The following is a 21,132-nucleotide window of genomic DNA, read 5'->3' as shown; positions in this document are numbered from 1 at the left end:
TGAGATAGGCCATGTGAGGCCGATAAAATCCCCAACACGACTCTTGGCTGCTGAAAAACAAACAGAAGATCCTGGTTCAGGCGGTTGTTCCGATTTTCCCGGTCACCTCAATGCCATGCTTTTCGATGCGGTAGATCAAGGTTGGTCTTGAAATGCCAAGTAACTTGGCGGCACGAGACTTATTGGCGCCGCTAAGTTCAAGGGCTTGGACGATCAGCCGTTTGATCAAATCGTCGAGTTGGATTCCCTCGGGCGGTATTTTGATCCCCGGCTCTTCTTGCTGCTGGGCTGCACGGTAGGGAAAGGCCAGGAAAGCGAGATGGGCAGGTTCGACCTGCTCACCGTCTTCCATCAAGATCACTCGCTCAACCGCGTTTTTCAGCTCTCGGATATTGCCTCTCCAGGGGTATTGCACCATCATTTTCCGGGCCTCCGGCACGATCCCGCGAAAGTTCTTGCTGAATTTTTCATTGAACTTATGCATGAAAAATTCTGTCAGGGGGATAATGTCGGCTTTTCTTGCCAACAGCGCGGGGATGACCACCTGGGCAACATTCAACCGGTAGTAGAGATCTTCCCGAAAGGTCCCCGCCTGCACCTGGGCAGCCAAGCTTTTATTGGTGGCGGCGATGACCCGGACATCAACCTTCTTCTTCTGGGTGCCGCCCACCGGATAAAATTCTCTCTCCTCCAAAAAACGCAACAGATTGACTTGGGCGGAGGGATGCAGTTCACTGACTTCGTCGAGCAGCAGGGTGCCGCTGTCCGCCATCTCAATCTTCCCCTTTTTACCCTCGTGCAGGCCGCCGGTGAAAGCGCCTTTTTCGTAGCCAAACAGCTCGCTTTCCAGGAGCTCCTTGCTGATGGCCCCGCAATTGATTCCCACAAAAGGCTTATCGAAACGGACGCTCCGGTAATGAATCAACCGGGCAATGACCTCTTTCCCCACCCCGCTTTCCCCTTCTATCAGCACCGTGGTGTCGTAGCCCTTGGCCACCTTATCCGCAAATTCCAATACCTTCTTGAATCCCTCACTCTCGCCGACAATGTTCTCAATATTGAACTTCTTGCGATAGGCCCGGCGTAACTCCTCCACCTCCTTTTTAAGCCTGAGATTCTCCAGGGTTTTTTCGATCGCCAACTCAAATATCTCTACCTCCAAGGGTTTGACCAGATAGTCATAGGCGCCAATCTTCATGGAGGTGATGACCGTCTTGATATCTTCGTAGGCCGTCATCATGATAACCAGTAGATCCAAGTTCAGCGCCTTGATCTGCTGGAGAGTTTCGATGCCATCAATCCCCGGCAGCCGTATGTCGAGCAACACTAGATCGACTGGATTTTTCTTGAGCAGACGAAGGGCCTCTTCGCCGCTTCCGGCAATCAGCGTCTCATATTTTTCGAAAAGGATGGTTCGCAGAGAATTTTGGAGCAGCCTATCGTCATCAACAATTAGGATCTTATATCGGTACATCGCTTTTCCTCGTCTGAGTGGATGGGAAATCGCAAAGTAAAGGTCGTCCCCCTGTTCTTGTCACTGAAAACGTCCACCGAGGCACTATGCTGCTCGAGTATTTTGTGCACGATGGACAAGCCCAACCCGGTTCCCTCAGGTTTGGTTGTGAAAAAAGGGTTAAAAATTCGGGGCAGATCGTCGCGGGAGATGCCGGTTCCTTGGTCAGCCACCTGCAGGACGATCTGCTCGCAGCGCTTCCTCGGGCCTTTTTTCTCCCATTGACCGGAAATACGAATAGTGCCCCCCTCAGGCATGGCCTCCATGCCGTTGAGCAATAAATTGACCAACACCTGTTGAATTTGGTGTGCATCCAAAATGACTTCCGGCAGGTTGTCCTGCAGCGCACAGAGAACCTCAACTTTTTTTTCCTTGAGTTGAGAATCCATCAACGTGATCGATTCCCGGACAACGCGAATAAGGGCATAGCGTTTCAGACACGGGCGCGAGGGTTTGGCAAAGTCGAGCATCCCTTTGACCAGGTTTCTGATTCGATCAATGCCTTCCTGGGTATCCTTAATCAGATTGAGCGCAGTCTCCGGCAGGTCGGCTTTCTTGGCCAGCAGTTGGACATTGAAATTGATGCTGGCGAGGGGATTTCTGATTTCATGGGCAATCCCGGCGGACAACTGCCCGAGCGAGGTCAGCCGGTCAATTCTTCGAATCAATTCTTCGGTTTTCTTCTCTTCGGTCAAATCGCGAAGAATGATCATCGCCCCGATCAGGTTCCCTTGATGATTGCGCAGTAAAGAGGACGTGATCCCCAAAAGAGCAAGGCTGCCATCTGTGCGGACCCTTTGAATCTCTTTGTTGTCAACGACTGCGTGGTGCTCAAGGGCGAGATCAACAATTCGGGTAATGTCGTCTTCAAAGACCGTGCTCGACTGAGCCCCCAGAACATTCTTTCTCCTCAGGTGGAACATTTCCTCGGTTCTTTTGTTGATTGAAGAAATTTCCTTTTTCAAATTAATGGTAACCACACTGTTGGGGGAACTTTCGAGGATGTTTTCCCTAAAATTCCTCTCGGTCATCACCTGGCCATACAACCGGACATTTTTTATCAAGCTGGCCGTATGGCCGGAAAAAATCAACAGTAGTTTTTGATCATCCTCGGAGAAGGCAGCCCGAACATGACTGGCGACATGCAAAACCCCGGCAACACGCTTGTCATTCATCAGGGGAACGGAGAGCTGCGAGACAACTCCTTCGATGATTTCACGGTATCTCGGGTCGTTGCGCACATCATTGACCAAGGCAGGAGTGCCTGTTTGAGCCACCCAACCGATGATGCCTACGCCAACTTTGAGCCTAAAAAGTTCCTTGTCCGCAGGTTCAAATCCCTTGGCAGAGGCGATGGTAAGATGTTTGCCTTCGTCATCGAGCAACAAGAGAGCGCTGCTGGTTGCTTTAGTAAGTTTCAGGGCACTGGCGCTGATCACTTGGAACAACTTTTCAAGATGAAAAGTGGAACTTGTTTTTTTGCTGATTTCCTGCAGCGTGAGGAGTTGCTTGATCTTTTTCTGGTTTTGTTCCTGCAGCCGGGCATTTTCGATAATGATGCTTGCCTGATTGGCAAAAGTGGACAAGGTGTCGATGTCCTTCTTGGTCAAGGAGAGCCCGCTCTCGTCCTTGTCAGCCGTGATCAATCCGATAATGTCTTTTTTGATCTTCAGCGGCACCGCGATCGTCGAAACACGCCGCATGATACGGCTGACCTTAAGGTCGACGGGGGTGATCCTGGGATCGTTGAGATAGTCTTTCACAAAAATGGTTTTTCCGTATTTCGCGACTCGCGTTTCAACGCAATCATGGCTTTCCAACCGGTACGGAAAACGCAGAGCCCTTTCCGAATCATGAGGGTTAAAGCCATGAATATAACGGCATTCCAGTAATTTCCTATCGTTATCGACTAGGAAAATGGCCAGCCGCATGAAACCGAAAACAAGAGCGGTCTCTTGAACGATTGAAGTCAGGATGGTATCGAGAGAGATGGGACGCGTGAGCAGGCTGGAGATTTTATGAATCGAGGACAGGAGTTTATCCTTGGTGTGCAAATCGGCGGCGTAGGAAGCTGCATTTCGCTGGGCTCGTTGTTTGGGCATGATGATCTCCATCCTCGGGTACAAGCATTCATAGGCGGCTTCGTTTTTCGCAGTTCTACCTGCACAGAGAGCATTCCCATGGAGCACACCGAAAAATCAACCAAAAAAATGAATACATCGCCTATTGGCTGGTACGGGATGACGGAACCCTTACCCCACTCTCCCCTGCTTCTTCTCCTGCACCTCTTTTAGAAAAAGGATTTTCCAGGGTGAGCTCCGTCACAACCGACTAAAATCAACCCCAGTTCCTTTTTAATAATACTTCTTATTTGATGTTGACATCAATTAAGTCGTACGTTAGGTTGTTACTCAGATGATGGCTGCTTGCAATCGCCCCTCAGGAAGATGATGTTCACCCCAAACCAATGAGGTCCCCGATGTCAAAGGACAAAAAGAAACTGACCGTTAACGCGGGTGCTCCGCTCCCCGGCAACCAGAACCTGAGTTGTGTAACCTCTTCCATATAAGGAGAACGACGATGAGCGACAACAGCAAGTGTCCCGTAACAGGAAAAACCGGTAAAACTCCTGCCAGTGGAGGCAAAACAAACCGCGATTGGTGGCCCAACCAACTCAACTTGGGCATCCTGCACCAGCACGCGCCGGCCTCCAACCCGATGGGGCCTGACTTCAACTATGCCGAAGAATTCAAGAAGCTAAATTTGGCCGCCGTAAAGAAAGATCTGTACGCACTGATGACCGACTCGCAAGACTGGTGGCCAGCAGACTGGGGCCACTATGGTGGTCTGTTTATTCGCATGGCCTGGCATAGCGCCGGCACCTACCGCACCGCTGACGGACGTGGCGGTGGCGGTACCGGCAATCAACGCTTCGCGCCGCTCAACAGTTGGCCCGATAACGTCAACCTCGACAAGGCGCGCCGGTTGCTCTGGCCGATCAAACGGAAGTACGGCAACAAGATTTCCTGGGCAGACCTGATTATCCTCACCGGCAACTGCGCCCTGGAGTCGATGGGCTTCAAGACCTTTGGCTTCGGTGGGGGCCGCGCAGATATCTGGCAGCCCGAAGAGGACACCTACTGGGGAGCCGAGAAAGAATGGCTGGCAACCAGCGACAAACCGGACAGCCGCTACTCCGGTGAGCGGGATCTGGAAAATCCGCTGGCCGCCGTGCAGATGGGCCTGATCTACGTCAATCCCGAAGGACCGGATGGCAATCCTGACCCAGTGGCCTCGGGCCGCGATGTGCGTGAAACCTTCGCCCGCATGGGCATGAACGACGAAGAAACCGTCGCCCTGGTTGCCGGCGGCCACACCTTCGGCAAGTGCCACGGCGCTGGAGACCCGATGCTGATCGGTCCGGAGCCCGAGGCCGCGCCGCTTGAGGAGATGGGACTGGGTTGGAAGAACGCATTTGGCACCGGCAAGGGCGGCGACACCACCAGCAGCGGTATTGAGGGTGCATGGAAACCCAACCCCACAAAATGGGATATGGGTTATTTCGACATGCTGTTCGGCTACGAGTGGGAGTTGGTCAAAAGCCCGGCCGGCGCCCAGCAATGGCTGGCCAAGGATGTCAAGGCAGAGGACATGATTCCTGGGGCCCATGACCCCGCGAAAAAATACCGGCCCATGATGACCACGGCCGACCTTTCGCTGCGCTTCGACCCGATCTATGAACCCATCGCCCGCCGCTTTCACCAGAATCCGGAGGCCTTTGCCGATGCCTTTGCCCGCGCCTGGTTCAAGCTGGTCCATCGCGACATGGGGCCCAAGGCCCGCTACCTCGGCCCGGAAGTCCCGGCCGAAGACCTGATCTGGCAAGACCCTATCCCGGCTGTCAATCACCCCCTGATCGATGCCAAGGACATCGCCGAACTCAAAGCCAAGGTCTTGGCCTCGGGTCTGTCGGTGACGGAACTGGTTGCCACTGCTTGGGCCTCGGCATCGACCTTCCGCGGCTCCGACAAGCGTGGTGGTGCCAATGGCGGCCGCATTCGTCTGGCGCCGCAAAAGGATTGGGAGGTCAACCAGCCGGCGCAACTGGCCAAGGTGCTGGGATCGCTTGAATCCATTCAACAATCCTTCAACAGTGCCCAGACGGGTGGGAAAAAGGTTTCGATGGCGGATCTCATCGTGCTGGCCGGCTGCGCTGCCGTTGAAGCGGCGGCCAAGGCTGCCGGGCACGCCATCGATGTCCCCTTCACTCCTGGACGTACCGACGCCACCCAAGAACAGACCGACGTCCACTCGTTTGCTGTGCTGGAGCCCGAGGCCGACGGTTTCCGCAATTACCGGAAGAAGGCCTATACCATTTCGGCCGAGGAAATGCTGGTGGACAAAGCCCAACTTCTCACCCTGAGCGGACCGGAAATGACCGTACTTGTTGGCGGTCTGCGTGTATTAGGTGCCAACATCGGCCAGTCACAGCATGGGGTGTTCACGAAGCGGACCGGAACGCTCACCAACGACTTCTTTGTCAACCTGGTCGACATGAGTACCGAATGGAAGCCCATCGACGCAGTCAAGGACACCTACGAAGGCCGCGATCGTAAGACGGGCGAGCTCAGATGGACAGGGACCCGCGTAGACCTGGTTTTCGGCTCCAACTCACAGTTGCGCGCCTTGGCCGAGGTCTATGCGCAGGACGATGCGAAGGAAAAGTTTGTGCGCGACTTCGTCGCCGTCTGGAACAAGGTCATGAATCTGGACCGGTTTGAGCTCAACTGATTGCGGCATTTTTTTTTCAACTGGAACGGGTGGGTCGAGATAATCGGCCCACCCCTTGGTTGTTTATCGACTCAATTTTTGAAAAATATTATAGAATCAGCAGTTATCTTTACTCCTTTCCTTCAATAATACTGAGGTGAACCGTATGCACGAGAACAGCATCAAGCTCCTTAACCAGGCGGTGAGCGAAGAAATCACTGCTCTCCATCAGTACATGTATTTCCATTTTCATTGCGATGACCAGGGCTATGACCTCCTGGCCGGCCTGTTTAAATTGAGGAGATGCTCCATGTCGAGCGGTTGGCCGAACGCATCCTCTTCCTCGGTGGTGACGTAGTGATGAAAGCCTCCGCTGAGGTCACCCCCTCTCAGGATGTCAACGAAATGCTGGTCATGGCCCGGCAGATGGAGTTGGATAGTGCCCTGCATTACAACCTTTGGGCTAACGAGTGCGGCGCCAACGCCGACAGCGTCTCTAAGAAATTATTTGAAGCTCTGGTGGTCGACGAAGAGCGCCATTATGACCAGTACGACGTCGAATTGGGTAATATGAAAAAATTTGGCATTAACTACTTGGCCTTGCAATCCATCGAGCGCAGCAAAACCCGCGCCCAGATGCCGCCCCCCGTTGGCGAGTAACGGTTTGCACTGTTGTTTCCTTTTCCGGCATCCTCGGAAGAAAAGGGCTATCGGGACAGCGACCCAAAAAACCGTCCTCCCGCTTTCCACGGCTGCGGTCAAGCTGTGTGGCAACGGCTGGTCCTGGCTAGTGGCCGATAACGGCAAGTTGCGCATGATCCATGCGCTGCCAACCAGGATTGCCCGGCAATAATGACCTGCACAATCCCCATCCTCGGTATCGATCTCTCTGGGCACGCCTCTTGTCTGCGCTACCAGAACAGGCGCCCTGACTATGTCTCGGCCTTCTTCAATGTGATCAGCTGGGAGCGCGTCAACGAGACCTGCCTGGCCACGATCAGATAGAAAATGCGGCCAAATCTTTTCCTTCTGTTTATTGAGGAAGGAAAAGGCATCTCTGATGGAGTGCCTCAAAAAAACAAGAAAAGGGTTGGCGCGTTTGGTGAGCGCCAACCCTTTTTTTATGAAAAACATCGTGGTGTATTCAGCCAATGAAGGGACACTGTACGCACCTTCCTGTGTTTCCGGTACGTACAGCGCTTCCTGCAGGGTGGGAGAGTTCACCGTGCAGGTTATTCGGTGTCTCAACCTGCGTGTTGCTGCACCCAAGACACGTAGCGGTCCATCCAGCCCTGGAGGAAGGGTTTACTCTCCGGGCCAATATTGCCGCTTGCATCGAAAAAGCCTTCCTTAACTTGCAGAAAGGCTTCGGGCTGACCCAGGGTTGGCACATCGAGGTAGGCCAGGATGTTGCGCAGATGCTGTTGTGCCAGCGCGGTGCCAATGGTTCCAACGGAGATGCCGATGACACCGGCGGGCTTGCCGGCCCAAGCACTCTGGCCGTAGGGTCGGGAAGCCTGGTCAAGGGCGTTTTTCAACACCCCGGGGATGGAGCGGTTGTATTCCGGGGTGACGAACAGTAAGCCCTGTGCCGCCGCAATTTCATTTTTCAGCCGTTTGACAGATGCGGAGGGATTGCCGTCATCGTCTTGGTTGTAGAGGGGAAGATCACCGATTCCCACCTGTTTGAAGGTGAATTCCGACGGCGCCAGCTTGGCAAGGGCTGTTGCCAGGGTGCGGTTAAAGGAATCCTTACGCAGACTGCCGACAATCACGGCAATTTGATAGTGGCTCATATATGTCTCCTGGAAAAGGGCATTAAAGAAATCGAATCAATCAATCGGTGGCGCAGAACGAGTTAGTAGAACAAAAAGGCACTTGCGACATTCGATATGATCCCTTTGTTATTAGTCCATACTCTTTGCCCGTTCCAGCTGCTTGTCAACCGACAAATTTCCCTGATGCAGTCACGGGAATCAATAATTATTTCTCAAGGATATTACGGCTGCGTTTGACCGCGCATAAATCGCCGCACATGGTGCAGACCTCCTGATCGATGGGCTGGGAAGAGGCGCGATAGGCCTTGGCCTTTTCCGGGTCCATGGCCAGTTCAAACATTTTGGTCCAGTCGAGTTCCTTACGTGCCTGGCTCATGGCGTTGTCCCAGTCGATGGCGCCGGGAATGCCCTTGGCCACATCGGCGGCATGAGCAGCGATGCGGGAAGCGATGATGCCCTCCTTCATATCGTCCGCATCCGGCAAACGCAGGTGCTCCGCCGGGGTGACGTAACAGAGAAAATCGGCGCCGTATGTGGCAGCGAGCGCCCCGCCAATGGCCGAGGTGATGTGGTCATAGCCTGGTGCCACATCGGTGACGATCGGGCCCAGCACATAGAACGGTGCGCCGTGACACAGTTTTTTCTCCAACTGCATATTGGCCACCACTTCGTTAAGCGGCACATGACCTGGCCCCTCAATCATTACCTGGACGTCAGCCTGCCAGCAGCGTTTGGTCAGTTCTCCCAAAATAATCAATTCCTGAATCTGAGCGGCGTCGGTGGCGTCGCGAAGACAACCAGGCCGCAGCCCATCACCTAGGCTGAGGGTCACGTCGTATTCCCGGCAGAGTTCGAGCAGCCGGTCGAAATGCTCATAAAAGGGATTTTCCCGTTCATTGGTCACCATCCAGTCGAGCAGCAACGAGCCGCCCCGGCTGACCACATGGGTGAGGCGGGGATTGGTGCGCAACCGCTGCACTGCCATCTGGGTCAGACCGGCGTGGATGGTCATGAAATCAACCCCGTCCTCGGCATGGATGCGGACTACATCAAAAAAATCCTCCACCGAGATGCTGGCGACCTTTTTTCCGTAGCGGGCCACCGCATCGTAGATCGGCACAGTGCCAATCATCACCGGGCTGATTTCAACGGTGCGGCGGCGGAAAGCGCGGGTATCGCCAAAGGTGCTGAGGTCCATGATCGCATCGGCCTTGAGTTCAATCGAGCGACGCACCTTGCTGAGTTCGTTCTCAACATTGCAGCAATCCTCGGAAACACCGAGATTAACGTTGATTTTGGTCGAGAGCCCCTGGCCGATGCCCTTGGCAATGAGATTTTTATGGTTGCGGTTGGCCGGAATGGCAATCCGGCCGTTGGCGACCCGCTCCACCAGGTCGGCCTCATGGATTCGTTCGGCGGCCAGTACCTGTTGCATCTGCGGGGTGAGGATGCCTTTGCGGGCGGCAGCCATCTGGGTTGCATGGACCATGTTTGTTTCTCCTTGTTTGAATGAAGATTTTTTATTTTAATTTTTTACAAGCAGGCAGCCTGCAACCGGCTGGATGTAGCAGTGATATCAGCAGCCCCGACAATTTCAGTGACCAGGCAGACGGTGGTAGCGCCGTATGCCAGGACCTCGCCCAAATTATGCTCCTTGATGCCGCCGATAGCGACAAACGGGAGGGGACAGGTACGCACCACATGGTCAAGGTAGCCGAGCCCTACCGGGGCACAGACATCCTCTTTGGTTTGGGTGCTATAAATGGGGCCAACGCCGATGTAGTCGGCTCCGGCTGCAACGGCTGCTGCGGCCTGCTGGGGGCCGTGGGTGGAGAGGCCTATCAGTTTGTGGGGCCCGATCAGTTGGCGCACCGCAGGGACCGGGAAATCGTCCTGCCCGACATGAACGCCGTCGGCGTCGACCAGTTGGGCAATAGCCGGGTAATCGTTGATAATAAAGAGAACGCCGGCCTCGCGGGTCAGGTGGCGGATGGCCCGGCACTCCTCCAGCATCTCGGCAAAACTTTTGTGCGGCCGTTTTTCGCGGTACTGGATCAGGCGAATACCGCCTTTTATCATCTGCTGGACCACCTCGACATTGGAGCGGCCGGCAGAAAATTTGGCGGCGGTGATGCCGTAGACGCCGGTGGGAAAGGCAGGTTTACTGGGCGTTTTTTGTTTCATGGAACTTCCCTCGTTGATGCAGAATAAATGCGCTCATGTGGTTGGCGATGGTGGTCACCTTATGGGCAAAAAGGGGGGCGTCGGCACAATCAGTGGTGAAATCGCCGACAATACAGCAGTTACCGAGCCGACGCGTTCGAATGGCATCCAGGTCGCTGCCGGCAATGCCGCAGGCCGAGACCACGATCAGGTCAGTCCCCAAGGTTTCCAGCAGCATCTTTTTATCCCACTGCCGGTCAAAGCCCTCAACGATCAGGTCGCAGTCAGCAAAAATTGCGCGGCAATTGGTATGATCAATCCGTTCCGGCAGCGCCTCAATGCGTAACTCCGGACGGATGCGTTGCAGGTTATCGCTTAGGGCCTCGACCTTGAGCCGACCGATCTGATCAAAAAAATAGAACTGCCGGTTGAGATTAGAGAGCTCCACCCGGTCGAAGTCGACAATCTTGAGGGTGTCAACGCCGCTGCGTACTAGATTGACCGCCACATTGGAGCCAATGCCCCCAACGCCTGCAATGCCGATGTTCATACGATCAGATCCCAATCCTTGAAGACCGGCTGGTAACCGAGGGCAACGATGGCTCGTGCCACTTCTTCGACGCTCCGGTCGTCGGTGATTTCGAACTGGGGTGTCTGCTCCACCTTGATCTCGGTATAGCCGCCGACTCCGGTACTGGAACCGGCGGAATAGCGGGTCGCGCCCAAAGGCAGGATGCGGTCGCGAAAGGCCGCGCTTTCCCGGGTGGAGATGGTGAGGCCGGCTCGCGGCAGAAAGATCCGCAAAGCGGTCATGAACTGGACAAAGGTTTTGTCATTTACCAGGTAATCGGGCTGAAAATCGCCTTCAGCCTCGTTGAAGCGCGGCAGCGAGAGGGCCACCTCGGTTTCCAAATACTTGTTTTCCAGGTACCGGGCATGGAGACCGGTGAAAAAGATCTCGCTGCGCGGTTCGGCCAGGCCCAGCAATGCTCCGAGATTCACCGCCCGCATACCGCCTTGGGCCGCCCGCTCCGGAGCGTTGAGCCGCCAGTGGTAATCCATCTTTTTGCCGCCTAAATGTACCCGTTTATAAACCTCCTGGTTATAGGTCTCCTGAAAAACGGTCATGCTGTCGACCCCGGCCTCCTGCAATTGCCGGTACTCTGCAACCTCCAGCGGATAAACCTCGATGGCTACCGAGGCAAAGTGGCGTTTGAGGCAGCGCGCCGCCTCCACCAGGTAGTCCATAGGGGTTATGTGGTGTGCCTCGCCGGTGAGAAAGAGCACATGCTGCATGCCTGAATGGGCAATTGCTTGCGCCTCGCTCTCGATTTCTTCGAGGCTTAATTTACGGCGAAGAATTGGGTTGCTGTGGTTAAAACCGCAGTAGGCGCAGCGATTGTTGCAGTGGTTGGAGATGTAGAGCGGGATGAACATCTGGATGGTTCGTCCGAAATACTGCACGGTCAGTTGGTGGGCCTTGTGTGCCATGGGTTCGAGATACCCGGCAGCCTGAGGGCTGAGCAGGGTAAGAAAATCCATGGGCCCAGGTTTTTCTTTGGCCAGGCTCTGCTCAATAGCCGCATCGGTCACCTGATCGAAAAAACGGGGAAAATCGAAGTCCTTGTACTGTTCGACAACCTCAAAGAATGACATGGTCTGATCCTCGGAAAAGTGAAACCGTTAATCGTCGAGAAATCCGGTGAGTGGCGACGAGGCTCTGGCTACAGTGGACTCTGCAGCCAGTTCTGCCAGGTAGGCAGTCCTGCCTGCCTTGACCGCCAGATCAAAGGCCCGACCCATGGCTTCGGGGTCGCGAGCCGTAGCAATAGCCGTATTCACCAGCACCGCGTCGGCGCCCATTTCCATGGCCTCTGCTGCCTGTGATGGTCTGCCGATACCGGCGTCAACCACGACTGGCACACGGCAGTTTTCGATTAACATCTCGATCAGCGGCTTGGTCTCGAGTCCTCGATTGGTGCCGATGGGTGCGCCGAGCGGCATCACCGCTGCCGCCCCGGCATTTTCCAGTCGTTTAGCCAGCGGCAGATCCGGCAGCACATAGGGCAGGACGATAAAGCCCTCTCTGGCCAAAATCTCGGTGGCCTTCAGGGTCTCCCAGTTATCCGGCATCAGGTACTTCATGTCGGTGATCACCTCGATCTTGATGAAATCTCCGCACCCGGCCTCACGGGCGATACGGGCAATGCGAACCGCCTGCTCCGCGCTCCGCGCCCCGGAGGTGTTGGGCAGCAGGGTCACATTTTTAGGAATAAAATCGAGGATGTTTTCCGACCGGGTGGTGGTGTCGATCCGCCGCAGGGCAACGGTGATCATCTGCGAACCGCTGGCCGCCAGCATCTTTGGGATCTGGGTATTGGCGGAGAATTTGCCGGTTCCGGTCAGCAGGCGATTGGTAAAGCTTTTGCCGCCAAGTATCAGTACGTCGTCCTTCATGGTTCAGCCTCCGCCGACAAAACTAAGTAATTCAAGCCGGTCGCCAGCTTTGAGCTGGATGTCCGGCCACTGCTCCTGTTTGATAATCTGCTGGTTCAACTCCACCACCAGCGCCCCCGGCGCCAACCCTTTGCGCACCACCAATTCGGCAATGGTGCCGGGCTCTCCGGTTTCCTTCTCTCCGTTAATGAACAGTTCCATGCCGTTCCCTCCAAATAAAAAAAGCCGCTTGTCCTTCAGGAAAGGGCAAGCGGCTTAATGGCCGGAAAACCGGAATATTTCCGGATATTCGTTGTCTTGTCCGCTTCCCTTCGCCGGTATTAGCCGGATCAGGTTCATAGGGTTGGATGGTTTCCTCTCAGCGAGATGCACCCCTAGCGATGGTTTGTTCTATAAAAAAGATAAGGAGGTTTGTCAACTCCTGGACGAGATGGAAAGGAAAAACAGGGGGAAGTGGTGCGATGTTGCCGTTTTAAAAGGCAGCAGCTGATATGGGCGGATCGTTGTGGCGGTAAAATTTATGTGACCCATACCGGCCAATAAACGATTTGCCCGTGGTCCATTTCGGCGCGACATCCACATGGTGATAGAAGGTGGAACCGCTGGTGAAATCGGGGGTGGCCATGGCCTTGAGAGCAACGCGCAGGCTCTCCTGGAGAGGGTTGATTTCCAGGGGCGCATAGGCTTTTTTCTGGAAGGTCCAGCTGAACTGATTAGGCGCCAAGATGACGTCGGCTAAACTTTTGTTGTCCTCAAGAGCGCGATTGAGGGTCACATGGGCCACGGCCAACTGGCCGATTTCGGGTTCACCCCGTGATTCATGGTAGACATTGAGACTCAGCCAGAGCAGGCTTTCGACAAAACCAATAGGCATAAAATTATTCAACCGCCTCTACGGCCCGGATGGTCGGGAGTTCGCTCTTGACGAACTTCTCGATACCCTCCTTCAAAGTAACGCGTGACATGGGGCATCCCTGACAGGCCCCGGTGAGGCGAACTTTGAGCACCTGATCTGGGCCAAGTTCGACGAATTCGACGTCGCCGCCGTCACGCTGGAGAGTGGGGCGAATCTGCCCCAGTACTTTTTCAACAGTTTCCTGTAATTGTTGCATGAATGACTCCTTTACCACATTGCAATCTTGTAGTATGAATGGGGCGAATATAGCATCATTAGAACGATCAGACAACAAAACAATTTCAATATCAGGTCATCAGAGTTGCAACAGTCGGAAATTCAAGAAAAAATCAGTGGTATAGTCGAGCGTGTTACCTATCATGATGACGCTAGTGGTTGGTCGGTTCTTAAAGTCGCTCCGTTCCGCGGTTATGGCCAGTTGGAAACCGTAACTGTCCATCAAACCAGGGTCTTTGCCGGGTCGACCATGGAGTTCACCGGCAATTGGACGCTGCATCCGAAATTCGGCCGTCAGTTCAAAGCCCGGTTCGCCGCCGAATTGAAACCGGCAACCGCTGCAGCCCTGGAAAAATATTTGGGTTCGGGCCTCATCAAGGGGGTAGGCCCCAAGATCGCCAAACGCATCGTCCGCCACTTCGGTGACCAGACTCTGACGGTGTTTGAGGAGGATATAGGCCAATTGACCGATGTTCCCGGCATTGCCGAAAAAAAACTGACCATGATCAAGGCGGCTTGGGTCGAGCACCGGGCCATTTGCGATGTCATGATTTTTCTTCAGTCGCACGGTATTTCCACCCTGTTTGCGGTTCGCATCTATAAGCAGTACGGTGACCGTTCGATAGCCATGGTCTGTGAAAACCCGTATCGACTGGCCCAGGATTTCTACGGCATCGGCTTCTTTACCGCCGACCGGGTGGCCCTCTCCATTGGTTTTGCTCCGGATTCCGAAGTCCGGGTTCGGGCCGCCATCCGTCATGTCCTTTCTGCCTCCCGCGAGTTGGGGCATTGTTATCTCAGCCGCGCGCAGATTGCCGCCCAGGTCGAGGAACTGCTCAGTCTGCAACTGACCGAGGCCATTCCGGACCATCTGGCAACCATGCAGCGGCAAGACCAATTGCGGGTGCGGATCTTGCCGGAGATGCAAACAGGCGAGCCGGTCCCCTGTTATTACGCCAAATCGCTTTACTACGATGAGGACTATGTGGCCCGACGTTTGGCCGAATCGGTTGGTAATTGCGGCATTGATACCTCCAGGGCCTCGGATTGGCTGCACCGTTACACCGAGCAGCAGGGCATGGCACTCAGTGCCGAGCAGGCTCAAGCGGTCTTCGCGGTGGCTGATCAGCGCTGTTCGATCCTGACCGGCGGGCCGGGTTGCGGCAAGACCACCACTACCAAGGTGATTGTGGCGTTGCTTGAAGCCCTGCATCTCAGGGTGACCCTGACAGCGCCCACAGGCAGGGCCGCTCAGCGCATGGGCGAGGTGATCGGTAGGGAAGCCAAGACCATCCACCGTCTCCTCGAATTTCAAGGGTCCGGGTTTAAGCGGTGCGAGGAGAACCCACTGCACACCGATTTTCTGATCATAGACGAAACCTCGATGCTCGATATCACGCTCACCGCCGCCCTGCTCAAGGCGGTGGCCCCGGAAACTGCCCTGCTTTTTATTGGCGATGCCGACCAATTGCCCTCGGTGGGAGCCGGCAATGTCCTCCGCGATCTGATCGGCAGCGGCTGCCTGCCCTGCTTCCGCCTGACTACCATTTTTCGCCAGGCCAGGCAGTCGGTGATTATCAATGCCGCCCACCAGGTCAATCGCGGTGAGATGCCCACTCTGGAGTCACCGTTTAAGTCGCCAGAGATATGGAAGCAATCTGACTGTTTTTTCATCGATTCCGCCGAGGCCACCCAGCAGCAGGTGCAGTTTATCAATCGGGTGAAGCTGCGCTATGGCGGCGTTGAGGAGCGGGAAGCCCTCTTTGCCCAAACACCCTACGATCCGCAACTGCAGGAGGAGGCGACGGCCTATACATTCGCTATCCCGGAGCAATTTCAGCATGTTTCCCTGGGGGCCCTAGTCACCGCCGATTCGGCAGCTTCTGAGTTGTTGGTCCTGGCCAAAAAAACCCATCCCTGGTCCTCGCTTTATTACGGCCTGACCGCACTCGACGTGGTGCGCAAACTCTACGGCGAATGGATTCCCAAGTATTTTCCCGGGGCTGAAGTCCAAGTGCTGACCCCGATGATCCGCGGCTCGCTCGGTGCTGCCAACCTCAATACGATGTTGCAGCAAAGCACGAATCCGCCGGACCGGGACAGGGCCGAACTTGCCATCGGTGAACGTCTGTTCCGCACCGGCGACCGGGTCATTCATCGCCGCAATAATTACGAATTGAACGTGTTCAACGGCGATATCGGCCTGATTGCGACCATCGACAATGTCAACCTCAGTCTGGTGGTCACCTTTTTTCCTGACCAACGGCGGGTCGAGTACAATCGCGACCAGATCGCCGAGCTTGATCTCGCTTACGCCATCACCATCCACAAATCCCAGGGGTCAGAGTTCGATGTGGTCATTATCCCGGTGCTCAGTCAGCATTTTCGTATGCTCTTTCGCAACCTTCTCTATACCGGCCTAACCAGGGGTAAAAAACTGGCGGTGCTGGTCGGCTCCCGTCAAGCCTTAGCCATGGCGGTACATAATCAAGACACCTCCAAACGTCAGACCGCGCTTTCTCTGCTGATCCGCGAATATCGTCCAGTCGTGACCTGAGAGCCACGGAAAGAAAGAGGCGCATCAAAAGTGCCAAAGATTTGAACAGTCTCAACTTGAAAAAAACACCCATTGTGCTAGGCTAAGCGGCTCCTGACACCCCTGGGTTCTTTTTTGCCCTCCTTTATTGGAATTTGTACACATACCATGCAAGCAACAATTATCAGCGGCGTTGAAACCGCCAAAGCCATCCGCGAAGAGATCGCCATTGAAGTAGCCGATCTTAAAAACAAACTTGGTCTTGTCCCCGGATTGGTCACCATCCTGGTGGGTGAGGATCCCGCCTCTCAATCCTACGTGGCCGCCAAGAATAAGACCGCCCATGCCCTGGGAATTCATTCCGAGCAGATCACTCTGCCGACGGAAACAAGCGAGGCCGAACTGCTGCGGATTGTTGACGGGTATAACCGTAACTCCGCCATTCATGGCATTCTGGTACAGTTGCCGCTGCCGCGCCATATCAATGAGGCTAAGGTTCTGTGCACCATTGACCCGGACAAGGATGTCGATGGCTTCCATCCGGTCAATGTTGGCAAGATGATGCTGGGCGAACGCTGCTTCCTGCCTTGCACCCCGCACGGCATTCTTGAATTGCTGCAACGCTCCGGTGTCGAAACCTCCGGGGCTGAGGTGGTGGTGGTCGGACGGTCCAATATTGTCGGCAAGCCGATTGCCAACCTGATGCTGCAGAAACGGCCGGGCGGCAATGCCACGGTTACTATCTGCCACACCCGCACTCGGGACATGGCCTTTCACACCCGTAGGGCCGACATTTTGATTGTGGCGGCCGGGGTTGCCAAAATGATCAAGGCGGATCAGATCAAGGAAGGCGCCGTCATTATCGATGTTGGCGTCAACCGCATCGGACAGGCACCTAGCGGTAAGGCCATTCTCGCCGGTGATGTCGATTTTGCCGATGTGGTCAACAAGGCAGGAGCCATCACGCCGGTTCCCGGTGGCGTTGGACCCATGACCATCACCATGCTGATGAAAAACACCCTGCAGGCCGCCAAGCAGGCAGCGGGGATTGTTTGATCTTGATCGAGGTCGGCCATGAGTGAATCCAAAAAAATGTGCAACACCTGCGGTGGCAGCGGTGAGATCGGCTTTTTCCAAGGCGAGAGCCGTTTTTTTATCACCCGTGAAGAGTGCCCGGCTTGCTTGGGTTTGGGGTACATCCTGGAGGATCAGGAACCGGGTGATCACAATACGGGGCCTGAGACGGAAAATCGCGGGGAAGGGAAATGATATGAACAGCAACGACCTCTGGGAAGCGCTCGGTTCACTCGAAGAGGATCAGGCCCTGCAGGTGCTGACCCAACTGTTTGCCCGGTATGAACAGCGTCGGGAGCAATACCCAGACGATCTGGCAAGCGAGAACTTTTTTCAAAACCTGGCGGTCATCATGGCCCAGGTTCAATCCTGTAACGTCAACCGGCGCTGACCGGTTCGCGCACCAAACACATCCACTCTTATGAATCGTTTTATTCTTCGTTCAATTGTTCGTTGCTGCGTCGTTTTCACCGGGGCAGCCCTCAGCCCCTGTTGTTTCAGCTTAAAGACACTTCAGGCCAGTGAGCTTGAGCAGTGTGTGCAGGGAAAGCTGGCCTCAGCCGATGATAGTGTCACCGTTGGCGATCTACGGCGGCAATGTCTGCAAAATGCGGTCGGCGTCGAGCGCAGCCTTCCGAAACGGCAGGGCGCTGTGGAAAAAAGGCTGGAGCAGGAACGGAAGAATGTGGCCAGGTCTTTTAGCATAATGCCGCACCGGCCCAACTACATTCTTCCCCTGGCCTACAACTCGAATGGGTATAACGCTGAACATCACCAACGGAGCAATGGAGACAGTTCGTACGAATTTGATCCGGTCGAGGCCCAATTTCAGATCAGCATCAAGTCGCCGCTGGTGGTCGGACTCTTCGACAACTCCATGGATATCTATGCCGCCTACACTAACCACAGCTTCTGGCAGGTCTATAACAACGATATCTCAGCGCCGTTTCGTGAAACCAACCATGAACCCGAGGCGTGGGTGCAGTTTAACCCAGGCTGGGAACTTTTCGGCATTGTCAACACCAGCAATTCCTTCGGCATCAACCACAAATCCAACGGTCAGAGTGGTGATCTGTCACGAAGCTGGAATCGACTCATTGCCACCCTCGGTTTTGAATACGGCGACCTCGGCCTCTCATTCACCCCCTGGTACCGGATCCCGGAAAGCGAGGGTGACGACGATAATCCTGATATTACCAAGTACATGGGGCATTACGAAATCGGGGCCGCGTACAAATGGGATGAGCACACTTTCAGCCTGATGACCCGCAACGGTTTTGAATCTGATTTTCATCGGGGTGCTGTCCAGGCCAGCTGGAGCTTTCCGCTCGGCAATTGGCCCTTTCTCCGCGGCTATGTCCAGTATTACAGCGGTTATGGTGAAAGTTTGATCGACTATGATCAGTACGTCAACCGGGTGGGGGTAGGGCTATCATTATCGGATTGGCTGTAAGGAGCCAGGGGGGACGAGCTCTGTGCACTATTCAACCCGGCCTCCGGACTAAAAAATGATGCCGCTTTGCGTTGGCTGTATTTTGGTCCAAAGATTATTGTATTGATACCGTTGGGCTCGATGATGAAATGGCGCGAAAATACATAAAGTATCAGGAAAAGGAAGAACGTCGGCAAGAACAACAAGGACTCCTATTTTGACAAGGAATGGGGATAAATTGCTTTTCCCCTTTCAGAGGGTAATCAATACCGGCCCCTCCTGGGGTCGGTTGTTTATCTTTTATTCCCGCGCTTTCTAGAAATTGGTCACGGGTAGGCGGGATGAAACTCCAAACTGCAGCAAAAAACAGAAAAGAATTCTCGAATCTAGCCGGTGTGGAAGAAAGCAACTTGACAAAGGCTCCGAGATATTTTAGATATCGCCCACTCTTCATGGCCCCATCGTCTAGTGGCCTAGGACACTGGCCTCTCACGCCGGCAACAGGGGTTCGAGTCCCCTTGGGGTCACCAAGTAATTCCAGCTACTTGCTGACAGTTGTAAGTTTTGTATCAACTTTTTCGGGGGCCTCTTGGGGGCCTTCACCTGAAAAAGCACCCTTTAACCCGGTCAGTGCGTTAACCACTGATCGGGTTTCTTTTATTTTATGGATGTATCTTTCAGTAGTAGAAAGATGGTCATGCCGAAGATGATCCTGAATGTCAACCAACGGAACACCTTTCCCCGCAAGTATCGAGGCACACAAGTGTCGGATACCGTGGAATCCGAACCGATCAACGCCTGCTCTTTTACACAATCTGCGCATCCACTGCAGGCGGTACTTATATGGATGGTCTGTCCCAGGTTCGACAAACACCCATTTGCTTTTTCCTGTTGATCTGTGTTGTTCGCGCAGTGCATCCATGGCTTCATCAGTCATGGCGAGCCAAGCTGTTTTCATCGTGCCAAGCTGATTCTTTTTCCAATACAAGCGAATCCGGCCATTAATAAAGTCAACGTCCTGCCATCTAAGTTGAAAAAGTTCGGCTCTTCGAGCTCCTGAATAAAGGTAGCAGAGCAGCATTCTCTTATCTTGCAGCTCGGTTGTCGTCTCGAATACTTTCCAAAATTCGGCAAGTGTCGGAATCCTCCGATCGTGCCTAACCTCCCCTTGTTTTCCGGTACGCTGGAATGGATTCTCAAACGGTATCCCGAGATAATTCCGCCCCCAGTTCCATGCTGCTGACAAGTTTTTTCTGTCCTTATTAGCCGCGTTACCAGAACGTTCTCCAGCTTGTTTCTGGAAATGCTTAAGTAAAACAAATGGCTGAAGGGTTTCGACAGGTAGTTGAGGATCCACCCCTCCGGCAAAGAGTATTCTGAAAGCCCGTTTTTTCTCCTCAAAGGTATTTACCACAAATTTCTTTTCGCAGAACTCCAGATAGGCCGTGGCCCATTCAAGCAGTGAGATTGTATGGGTCTCCGACCTCTCTCCTGCTGTTTTTTGCCTTTGTGCCGCTTCCCATTCTATTGCCTCCTTTCGTGTTTGGCAGCGGTGCTTGATTTTCTTTCCGTTGATCTTTACCTGCCCGACCCACGGCGTTTTTGTGCTTGTTTTGTCTTTGTATGGCATTGACAACCTCCTTTTCAAAAAAAACATAAATTCGGTTACCAAGGCGCATTCCACCCAGCTCAGTATAATGCTGGCGGACAAACCTTACGTCAACACCGAAAAGACTTGCGACTTCTTTAACGGTCATACGTTTTCCAAGCTCTTGATGGATAATGTCTATATTCAACTTTTATTCTCCCCTTAAGAGTTCCCCATCGCAGTGCGTAATCTGATATTTTTCTTCAACGCTCCAGGTCAGGGCGTGCATGACCCGACAAAAGCATTTTTGTTCTTTTGCCGAACCGAACCACATTGAGTTCGGACAGTGTGCGCAAACCGTTTCGACAGATTTGTTTAATGACAGCAAGACGAAGCTTGTGATCTCCTGCCCAGTATCGGTTTTGTTTTCCATGAGGTTTCCGTTCGATGGTGTTACCGTTTATTTGGATGTTCTTGCCAAATCGCATCTGCCCGTAAATCAACGCGGCTTTGCGTGTGGTCTCGTCACAAGAAAAATACACTTTCTTGCCCGTGTCCCGGATCGTTCCTCCGTTGATCAGTTGAAAAATGATTATGCCGCTATTATCAATGGTGTGCTGGACTCTGGAAAACATGTGAGCTTGGTCGCCCATGCCTGATGCCCGTTGCAGGATTTCCTGTGCCGCAAG

At 54.0% G+C, this 21,132-nt stretch carries 20 protein-coding genes, 1 tRNA gene, 2 pseudogenes and 1 riboswitch; of the genes and pseudogenes, 11 read left to right on the top strand and 12 right to left on the bottom strand.

What is annotated here, in order from left to right:
* Positions 1 to 76: 76 nt before the first annotated feature.
* The gene (locus ACHZCX_RS01405) at positions 77 to 1,474 is read right to left on the bottom strand and encodes a sigma-54 dependent transcriptional regulator (protein WP_319585453.1); all 1,398 of its coding nucleotides are present in this window, start codon (positions 1,472 to 1,474) and stop codon (positions 77 to 79) included.
* Positions 1,453 to 3,615 carry a GAF domain-containing protein gene (locus ACHZCX_RS01400; RefSeq protein ID WP_319585452.1) on the bottom strand — a complete coding sequence of 721 codons (2,163 nt, stop codon included), beginning with the start codon at positions 3,613 to 3,615 and terminating at the stop codon, positions 1,453 to 1,455. Before ACHZCX_RS01400 ends, ACHZCX_RS01405 begins: the two co-directional genes overlap by 22 nt.
* Positions 3,616 to 4,093: 478 nt before the next feature.
* Between ACHZCX_RS01400 and katG the strand changes: the two genes are divergently transcribed.
* From katG to ACHZCX_RS01380, 4 genes and pseudogenes are all read left to right on the top strand, one after another.
* The gene (gene katG, locus ACHZCX_RS01395; RefSeq protein ID WP_319586052.1) at positions 4,094 to 6,304 is read left to right on the top strand and encodes a catalase/peroxidase HPI; all 2,211 of its coding nucleotides are present in this window, start codon (positions 4,094 to 4,096) and stop codon (positions 6,302 to 6,304) included.
* A gap of 145 nt (positions 6,305 to 6,449) precedes the next feature.
* Positions 6,450 to 6,943 (top strand): annotated as a pseudogene (locus tag ACHZCX_RS01390) (ferritin-like domain-containing protein).
* 180 nt (positions 6,944 to 7,123) lie between these two features.
* Positions 7,124 to 7,288: pseudogene (locus tag ACHZCX_RS01385) on the top strand (Fe-Mn family superoxide dismutase); the annotation flags it as partial.
* A gap of 3 nt (positions 7,289 to 7,291) precedes the next feature.
* A complete protein-coding gene (locus ACHZCX_RS01380) occupies positions 7,292 to 7,438 on the top strand; it encodes a hypothetical protein (RefSeq protein WP_319585451.1) in 147 nt (48 codons plus the stop codon).
* An 89-nt stretch (positions 7,439 to 7,527) separates the two neighbouring features.
* Here the strand turns inward: ACHZCX_RS01380 and ACHZCX_RS01375 are convergent, their stop codons facing one another.
* The 9 genes from ACHZCX_RS01375 to ACHZCX_RS01335 form a co-directional block, all read right to left on the bottom strand.
* Positions 7,528 to 8,079 carry an NADPH-dependent FMN reductase gene (locus ACHZCX_RS01375; protein WP_319585450.1) on the bottom strand — a complete coding sequence of 184 codons (552 nt, stop codon included), beginning with the start codon at positions 8,077 to 8,079 and terminating at the stop codon, positions 7,528 to 7,530.
* Positions 8,080 to 8,266: 187 nt separating this feature from the next.
* Positions 8,267 to 9,550 carry a phosphomethylpyrimidine synthase ThiC gene (thiC, locus tag ACHZCX_RS01370; RefSeq protein WP_319585449.1) on the bottom strand — a complete coding sequence of 428 codons (1,284 nt, stop codon included), beginning with the start codon at positions 9,548 to 9,550 and terminating at the stop codon, positions 8,267 to 8,269.
* 44 nt (positions 9,551 to 9,594) lie between these two features.
* Positions 9,595 to 10,245: a thiamine phosphate synthase gene (thiE, locus tag ACHZCX_RS01365; protein WP_319585448.1), complete on the bottom strand. Its 651-nt coding sequence runs from the start codon at positions 10,243 to 10,245 to the stop codon at positions 9,595 to 9,597.
* Positions 10,223 to 10,774 carry a sulfur carrier protein ThiS adenylyltransferase ThiF gene (gene thiF / locus ACHZCX_RS01360; RefSeq protein ID WP_319585447.1) on the bottom strand — a complete coding sequence of 184 codons (552 nt, stop codon included), beginning with the start codon at positions 10,772 to 10,774 and terminating at the stop codon, positions 10,223 to 10,225. Before thiF ends, thiE begins: the two co-directional genes overlap by 23 nt.
* The gene (gene thiH, locus ACHZCX_RS01355) at positions 10,771 to 11,880 is read right to left on the bottom strand and encodes a 2-iminoacetate synthase ThiH (protein ID WP_319585446.1); all 1,110 of its coding nucleotides are present in this window, start codon (positions 11,878 to 11,880) and stop codon (positions 10,771 to 10,773) included. The genes thiF and thiH overlap by 4 nt, the downstream gene beginning before the upstream one ends.
* A 27-nt stretch (positions 11,881 to 11,907) precedes the next feature.
* A complete protein-coding gene (locus tag ACHZCX_RS01350; RefSeq protein ID WP_319585445.1) occupies positions 11,908 to 12,681 on the bottom strand; it encodes a thiazole synthase in 774 nt (257 codons plus the stop codon).
* A gap of 3 nt (positions 12,682 to 12,684) precedes the next feature.
* Entirely contained in the window at positions 12,685 to 12,882 is a 198-nt protein-coding gene (gene thiS, locus ACHZCX_RS01345; RefSeq protein WP_319585444.1) for a sulfur carrier protein ThiS, read from the bottom strand.
* Between the two features lie 88 nt (positions 12,883 to 12,970).
* A riboswitch (TPP riboswitch) is annotated at positions 12,971 to 13,067 on the bottom strand.
* A gap of 86 nt (positions 13,068 to 13,153) precedes the next feature.
* Positions 13,154 to 13,555 carry a cell wall hydrolase gene (locus ACHZCX_RS01340; protein ID WP_319585443.1) on the bottom strand — a complete coding sequence of 134 codons (402 nt, stop codon included), beginning with the start codon at positions 13,553 to 13,555 and terminating at the stop codon, positions 13,154 to 13,156.
* A gap of 4 nt (positions 13,556 to 13,559) precedes the next feature.
* The gene (locus ACHZCX_RS01335) at positions 13,560 to 13,793 is read right to left on the bottom strand and encodes a NifU family protein (protein ID WP_319585442.1); all 234 of its coding nucleotides are present in this window, start codon (positions 13,791 to 13,793) and stop codon (positions 13,560 to 13,562) included.
* A gap of 105 nt (positions 13,794 to 13,898) precedes the next feature.
* On the opposite strand from ACHZCX_RS01335, the gene ACHZCX_RS01330 reads away from it, so the two are divergent.
* The 6 genes from ACHZCX_RS01330 to ACHZCX_RS01305 all read left to right on the top strand — a co-directional run bounded on the left by ACHZCX_RS01330 (position 13,899) and on the right by ACHZCX_RS01305 (position 19,385).
* Complete coding sequence (locus tag ACHZCX_RS01330) at positions 13,899 to 16,370, top strand: AAA family ATPase (RefSeq protein WP_319585441.1); 2,472 nt, start codon at positions 13,899 to 13,901, stop codon at positions 16,368 to 16,370.
* 147 nt (positions 16,371 to 16,517) lie between these two features.
* A complete protein-coding gene (locus ACHZCX_RS01325) occupies positions 16,518 to 17,405 on the top strand; it encodes a tetrahydrofolate dehydrogenase/cyclohydrolase catalytic domain-containing protein (protein ID WP_319585440.1) in 888 nt (295 codons plus the stop codon).
* An 18-nt stretch (positions 17,406 to 17,423) separates the two neighbouring features.
* Positions 17,424 to 17,618 carry a hypothetical protein gene (locus ACHZCX_RS01320; protein ID WP_319585439.1) on the top strand — a complete coding sequence of 65 codons (195 nt, stop codon included), beginning with the start codon at positions 17,424 to 17,426 and terminating at the stop codon, positions 17,616 to 17,618.
* Position 17,619: 1 nt separating this feature from the next.
* The gene (locus ACHZCX_RS01315; protein WP_319585438.1) at positions 17,620 to 17,814 is read left to right on the top strand and encodes a hypothetical protein; all 195 of its coding nucleotides are present in this window, start codon (positions 17,620 to 17,622) and stop codon (positions 17,812 to 17,814) included.
* 30 nt (positions 17,815 to 17,844) lie between these two features.
* Complete coding sequence (locus ACHZCX_RS01310; protein WP_319585437.1) at positions 17,845 to 18,876, top strand: phospholipase A; 1,032 nt, start codon at positions 17,845 to 17,847, stop codon at positions 18,874 to 18,876.
* A gap of 433 nt (positions 18,877 to 19,309) precedes the next feature.
* Positions 19,310 to 19,385: transfer RNA gene (locus ACHZCX_RS01305), tRNA-Glu, on the top strand.
* 11 nt (positions 19,386 to 19,396) lie between these two features.
* Here the strand turns inward: ACHZCX_RS01305 and ACHZCX_RS01300 are convergent.
* On the bottom strand, positions 19,397 to 20,485 hold the full coding sequence (locus ACHZCX_RS01300) for a site-specific integrase (RefSeq protein WP_319585436.1): 1,089 nt from the start codon (positions 20,483 to 20,485) through the stop codon (positions 19,397 to 19,399).
* Positions 20,486 to 20,730: 245 nt separating this feature from the next.
* Here ACHZCX_RS01300 and ACHZCX_RS01295 point away from each other — a divergent pair, with 245 nt between their 5' ends.
* Complete coding sequence (locus ACHZCX_RS01295; protein WP_319585435.1) at positions 20,731 to 21,102, top strand: hypothetical protein; 372 nt, start codon at positions 20,731 to 20,733, stop codon at positions 21,100 to 21,102.
* The last annotated feature ends 30 nt before the right edge of the window (positions 21,103 to 21,132 follow it).

Origin of the sequence: uncultured Desulfobulbus sp. (assembly GCF_963662935.2) — a bacterium.
In the GTDB taxonomy this organism is placed as follows: domain Bacteria; phylum Desulfobacterota; class Desulfobulbia; order Desulfobulbales; family Desulfobulbaceae; genus Desulfobulbus.
This window is presented reverse-complemented; position numbering and strand designations above follow the sequence as displayed.

What these genes read in the sequence shown, in the direction of transcription:
- ACHZCX_RS01405 (WP_319585453.1), bottom strand. Translation starts at nt 1,474, where the DNA reads ATGTACCGATATAAGATCCTAATTGTTGATGACGATAGGCTGCTCCAA.
- ACHZCX_RS01400 (WP_319585452.1), bottom strand. Translation starts at nt 3,615, where the DNA reads ATGCCCAAACAACGAGCCCAGCGAAATGCAGCTTCCTACGCCGCCGAT.
- katG (WP_319586052.1), top strand. Translation starts at nt 4,094, where the DNA reads ATGAGCGACAACAGCAAGTGTCCCGTAACAGGAAAAACCGGTAAAACT.
- ACHZCX_RS01380 (WP_319585451.1), top strand. Translation starts at nt 7,292, where the DNA reads ATGCGGCCAAATCTTTTCCTTCTGTTTATTGAGGAAGGAAAAGGCATC.
- ACHZCX_RS01375 (WP_319585450.1), bottom strand. Translation starts at nt 8,079, where the DNA reads ATGAGCCACTATCAAATTGCCGTGATTGTCGGCAGTCTGCGTAAGGAT.
- thiC (WP_319585449.1), bottom strand. Translation starts at nt 9,550, where the DNA reads ATGGTCCATGCAACCCAGATGGCTGCCGCCCGCAAAGGCATCCTCACC.
- thiE (WP_319585448.1), bottom strand. Translation starts at nt 10,245, where the DNA reads ATGAAACAAAAAACGCCCAGTAAACCTGCCTTTCCCACCGGCGTCTAC.
- thiF (WP_319585447.1), bottom strand. Translation starts at nt 10,774, where the DNA reads ATGAACATCGGCATTGCAGGCGTTGGGGGCATTGGCTCCAATGTGGCG.
- thiH (WP_319585446.1), bottom strand. Translation starts at nt 11,880, where the DNA reads ATGTCATTCTTTGAGGTTGTCGAACAGTACAAGGACTTCGATTTTCCC.
- ACHZCX_RS01350 (WP_319585445.1), bottom strand. Translation starts at nt 12,681, where the DNA reads ATGAAGGACGACGTACTGATACTTGGCGGCAAAAGCTTTACCAATCGC.
- thiS (WP_319585444.1), bottom strand. Translation starts at nt 12,882, where the DNA reads ATGGAACTGTTCATTAACGGAGAGAAGGAAACCGGAGAGCCCGGCACC.
- ACHZCX_RS01340 (WP_319585443.1), bottom strand. Translation starts at nt 13,555, where the DNA reads ATGCCTATTGGTTTTGTCGAAAGCCTGCTCTGGCTGAGTCTCAATGTC.
- ACHZCX_RS01335 (WP_319585442.1), bottom strand. Translation starts at nt 13,793, where the DNA reads ATGCAACAATTACAGGAAACTGTTGAAAAAGTACTGGGGCAGATTCGC.
- ACHZCX_RS01325 (WP_319585440.1), top strand. Translation starts at nt 16,518, where the DNA reads ATGCAAGCAACAATTATCAGCGGCGTTGAAACCGCCAAAGCCATCCGC.
- ACHZCX_RS01320 (WP_319585439.1), top strand. Translation starts at nt 17,424, where the DNA reads ATGAGTGAATCCAAAAAAATGTGCAACACCTGCGGTGGCAGCGGTGAG.
- ACHZCX_RS01315 (WP_319585438.1), top strand. Translation starts at nt 17,620, where the DNA reads ATGAACAGCAACGACCTCTGGGAAGCGCTCGGTTCACTCGAAGAGGAT.
- ACHZCX_RS01310 (WP_319585437.1), top strand. Translation starts at nt 17,845, where the DNA reads ATGAATCGTTTTATTCTTCGTTCAATTGTTCGTTGCTGCGTCGTTTTC.
- ACHZCX_RS01300 (WP_319585436.1), bottom strand. Translation starts at nt 20,485, where the DNA reads ATGCCATACAAAGACAAAACAAGCACAAAAACGCCGTGGGTCGGGCAG.
- ACHZCX_RS01295 (WP_319585435.1), top strand. Translation starts at nt 20,731, where the DNA reads ATGACCCGACAAAAGCATTTTTGTTCTTTTGCCGAACCGAACCACATT.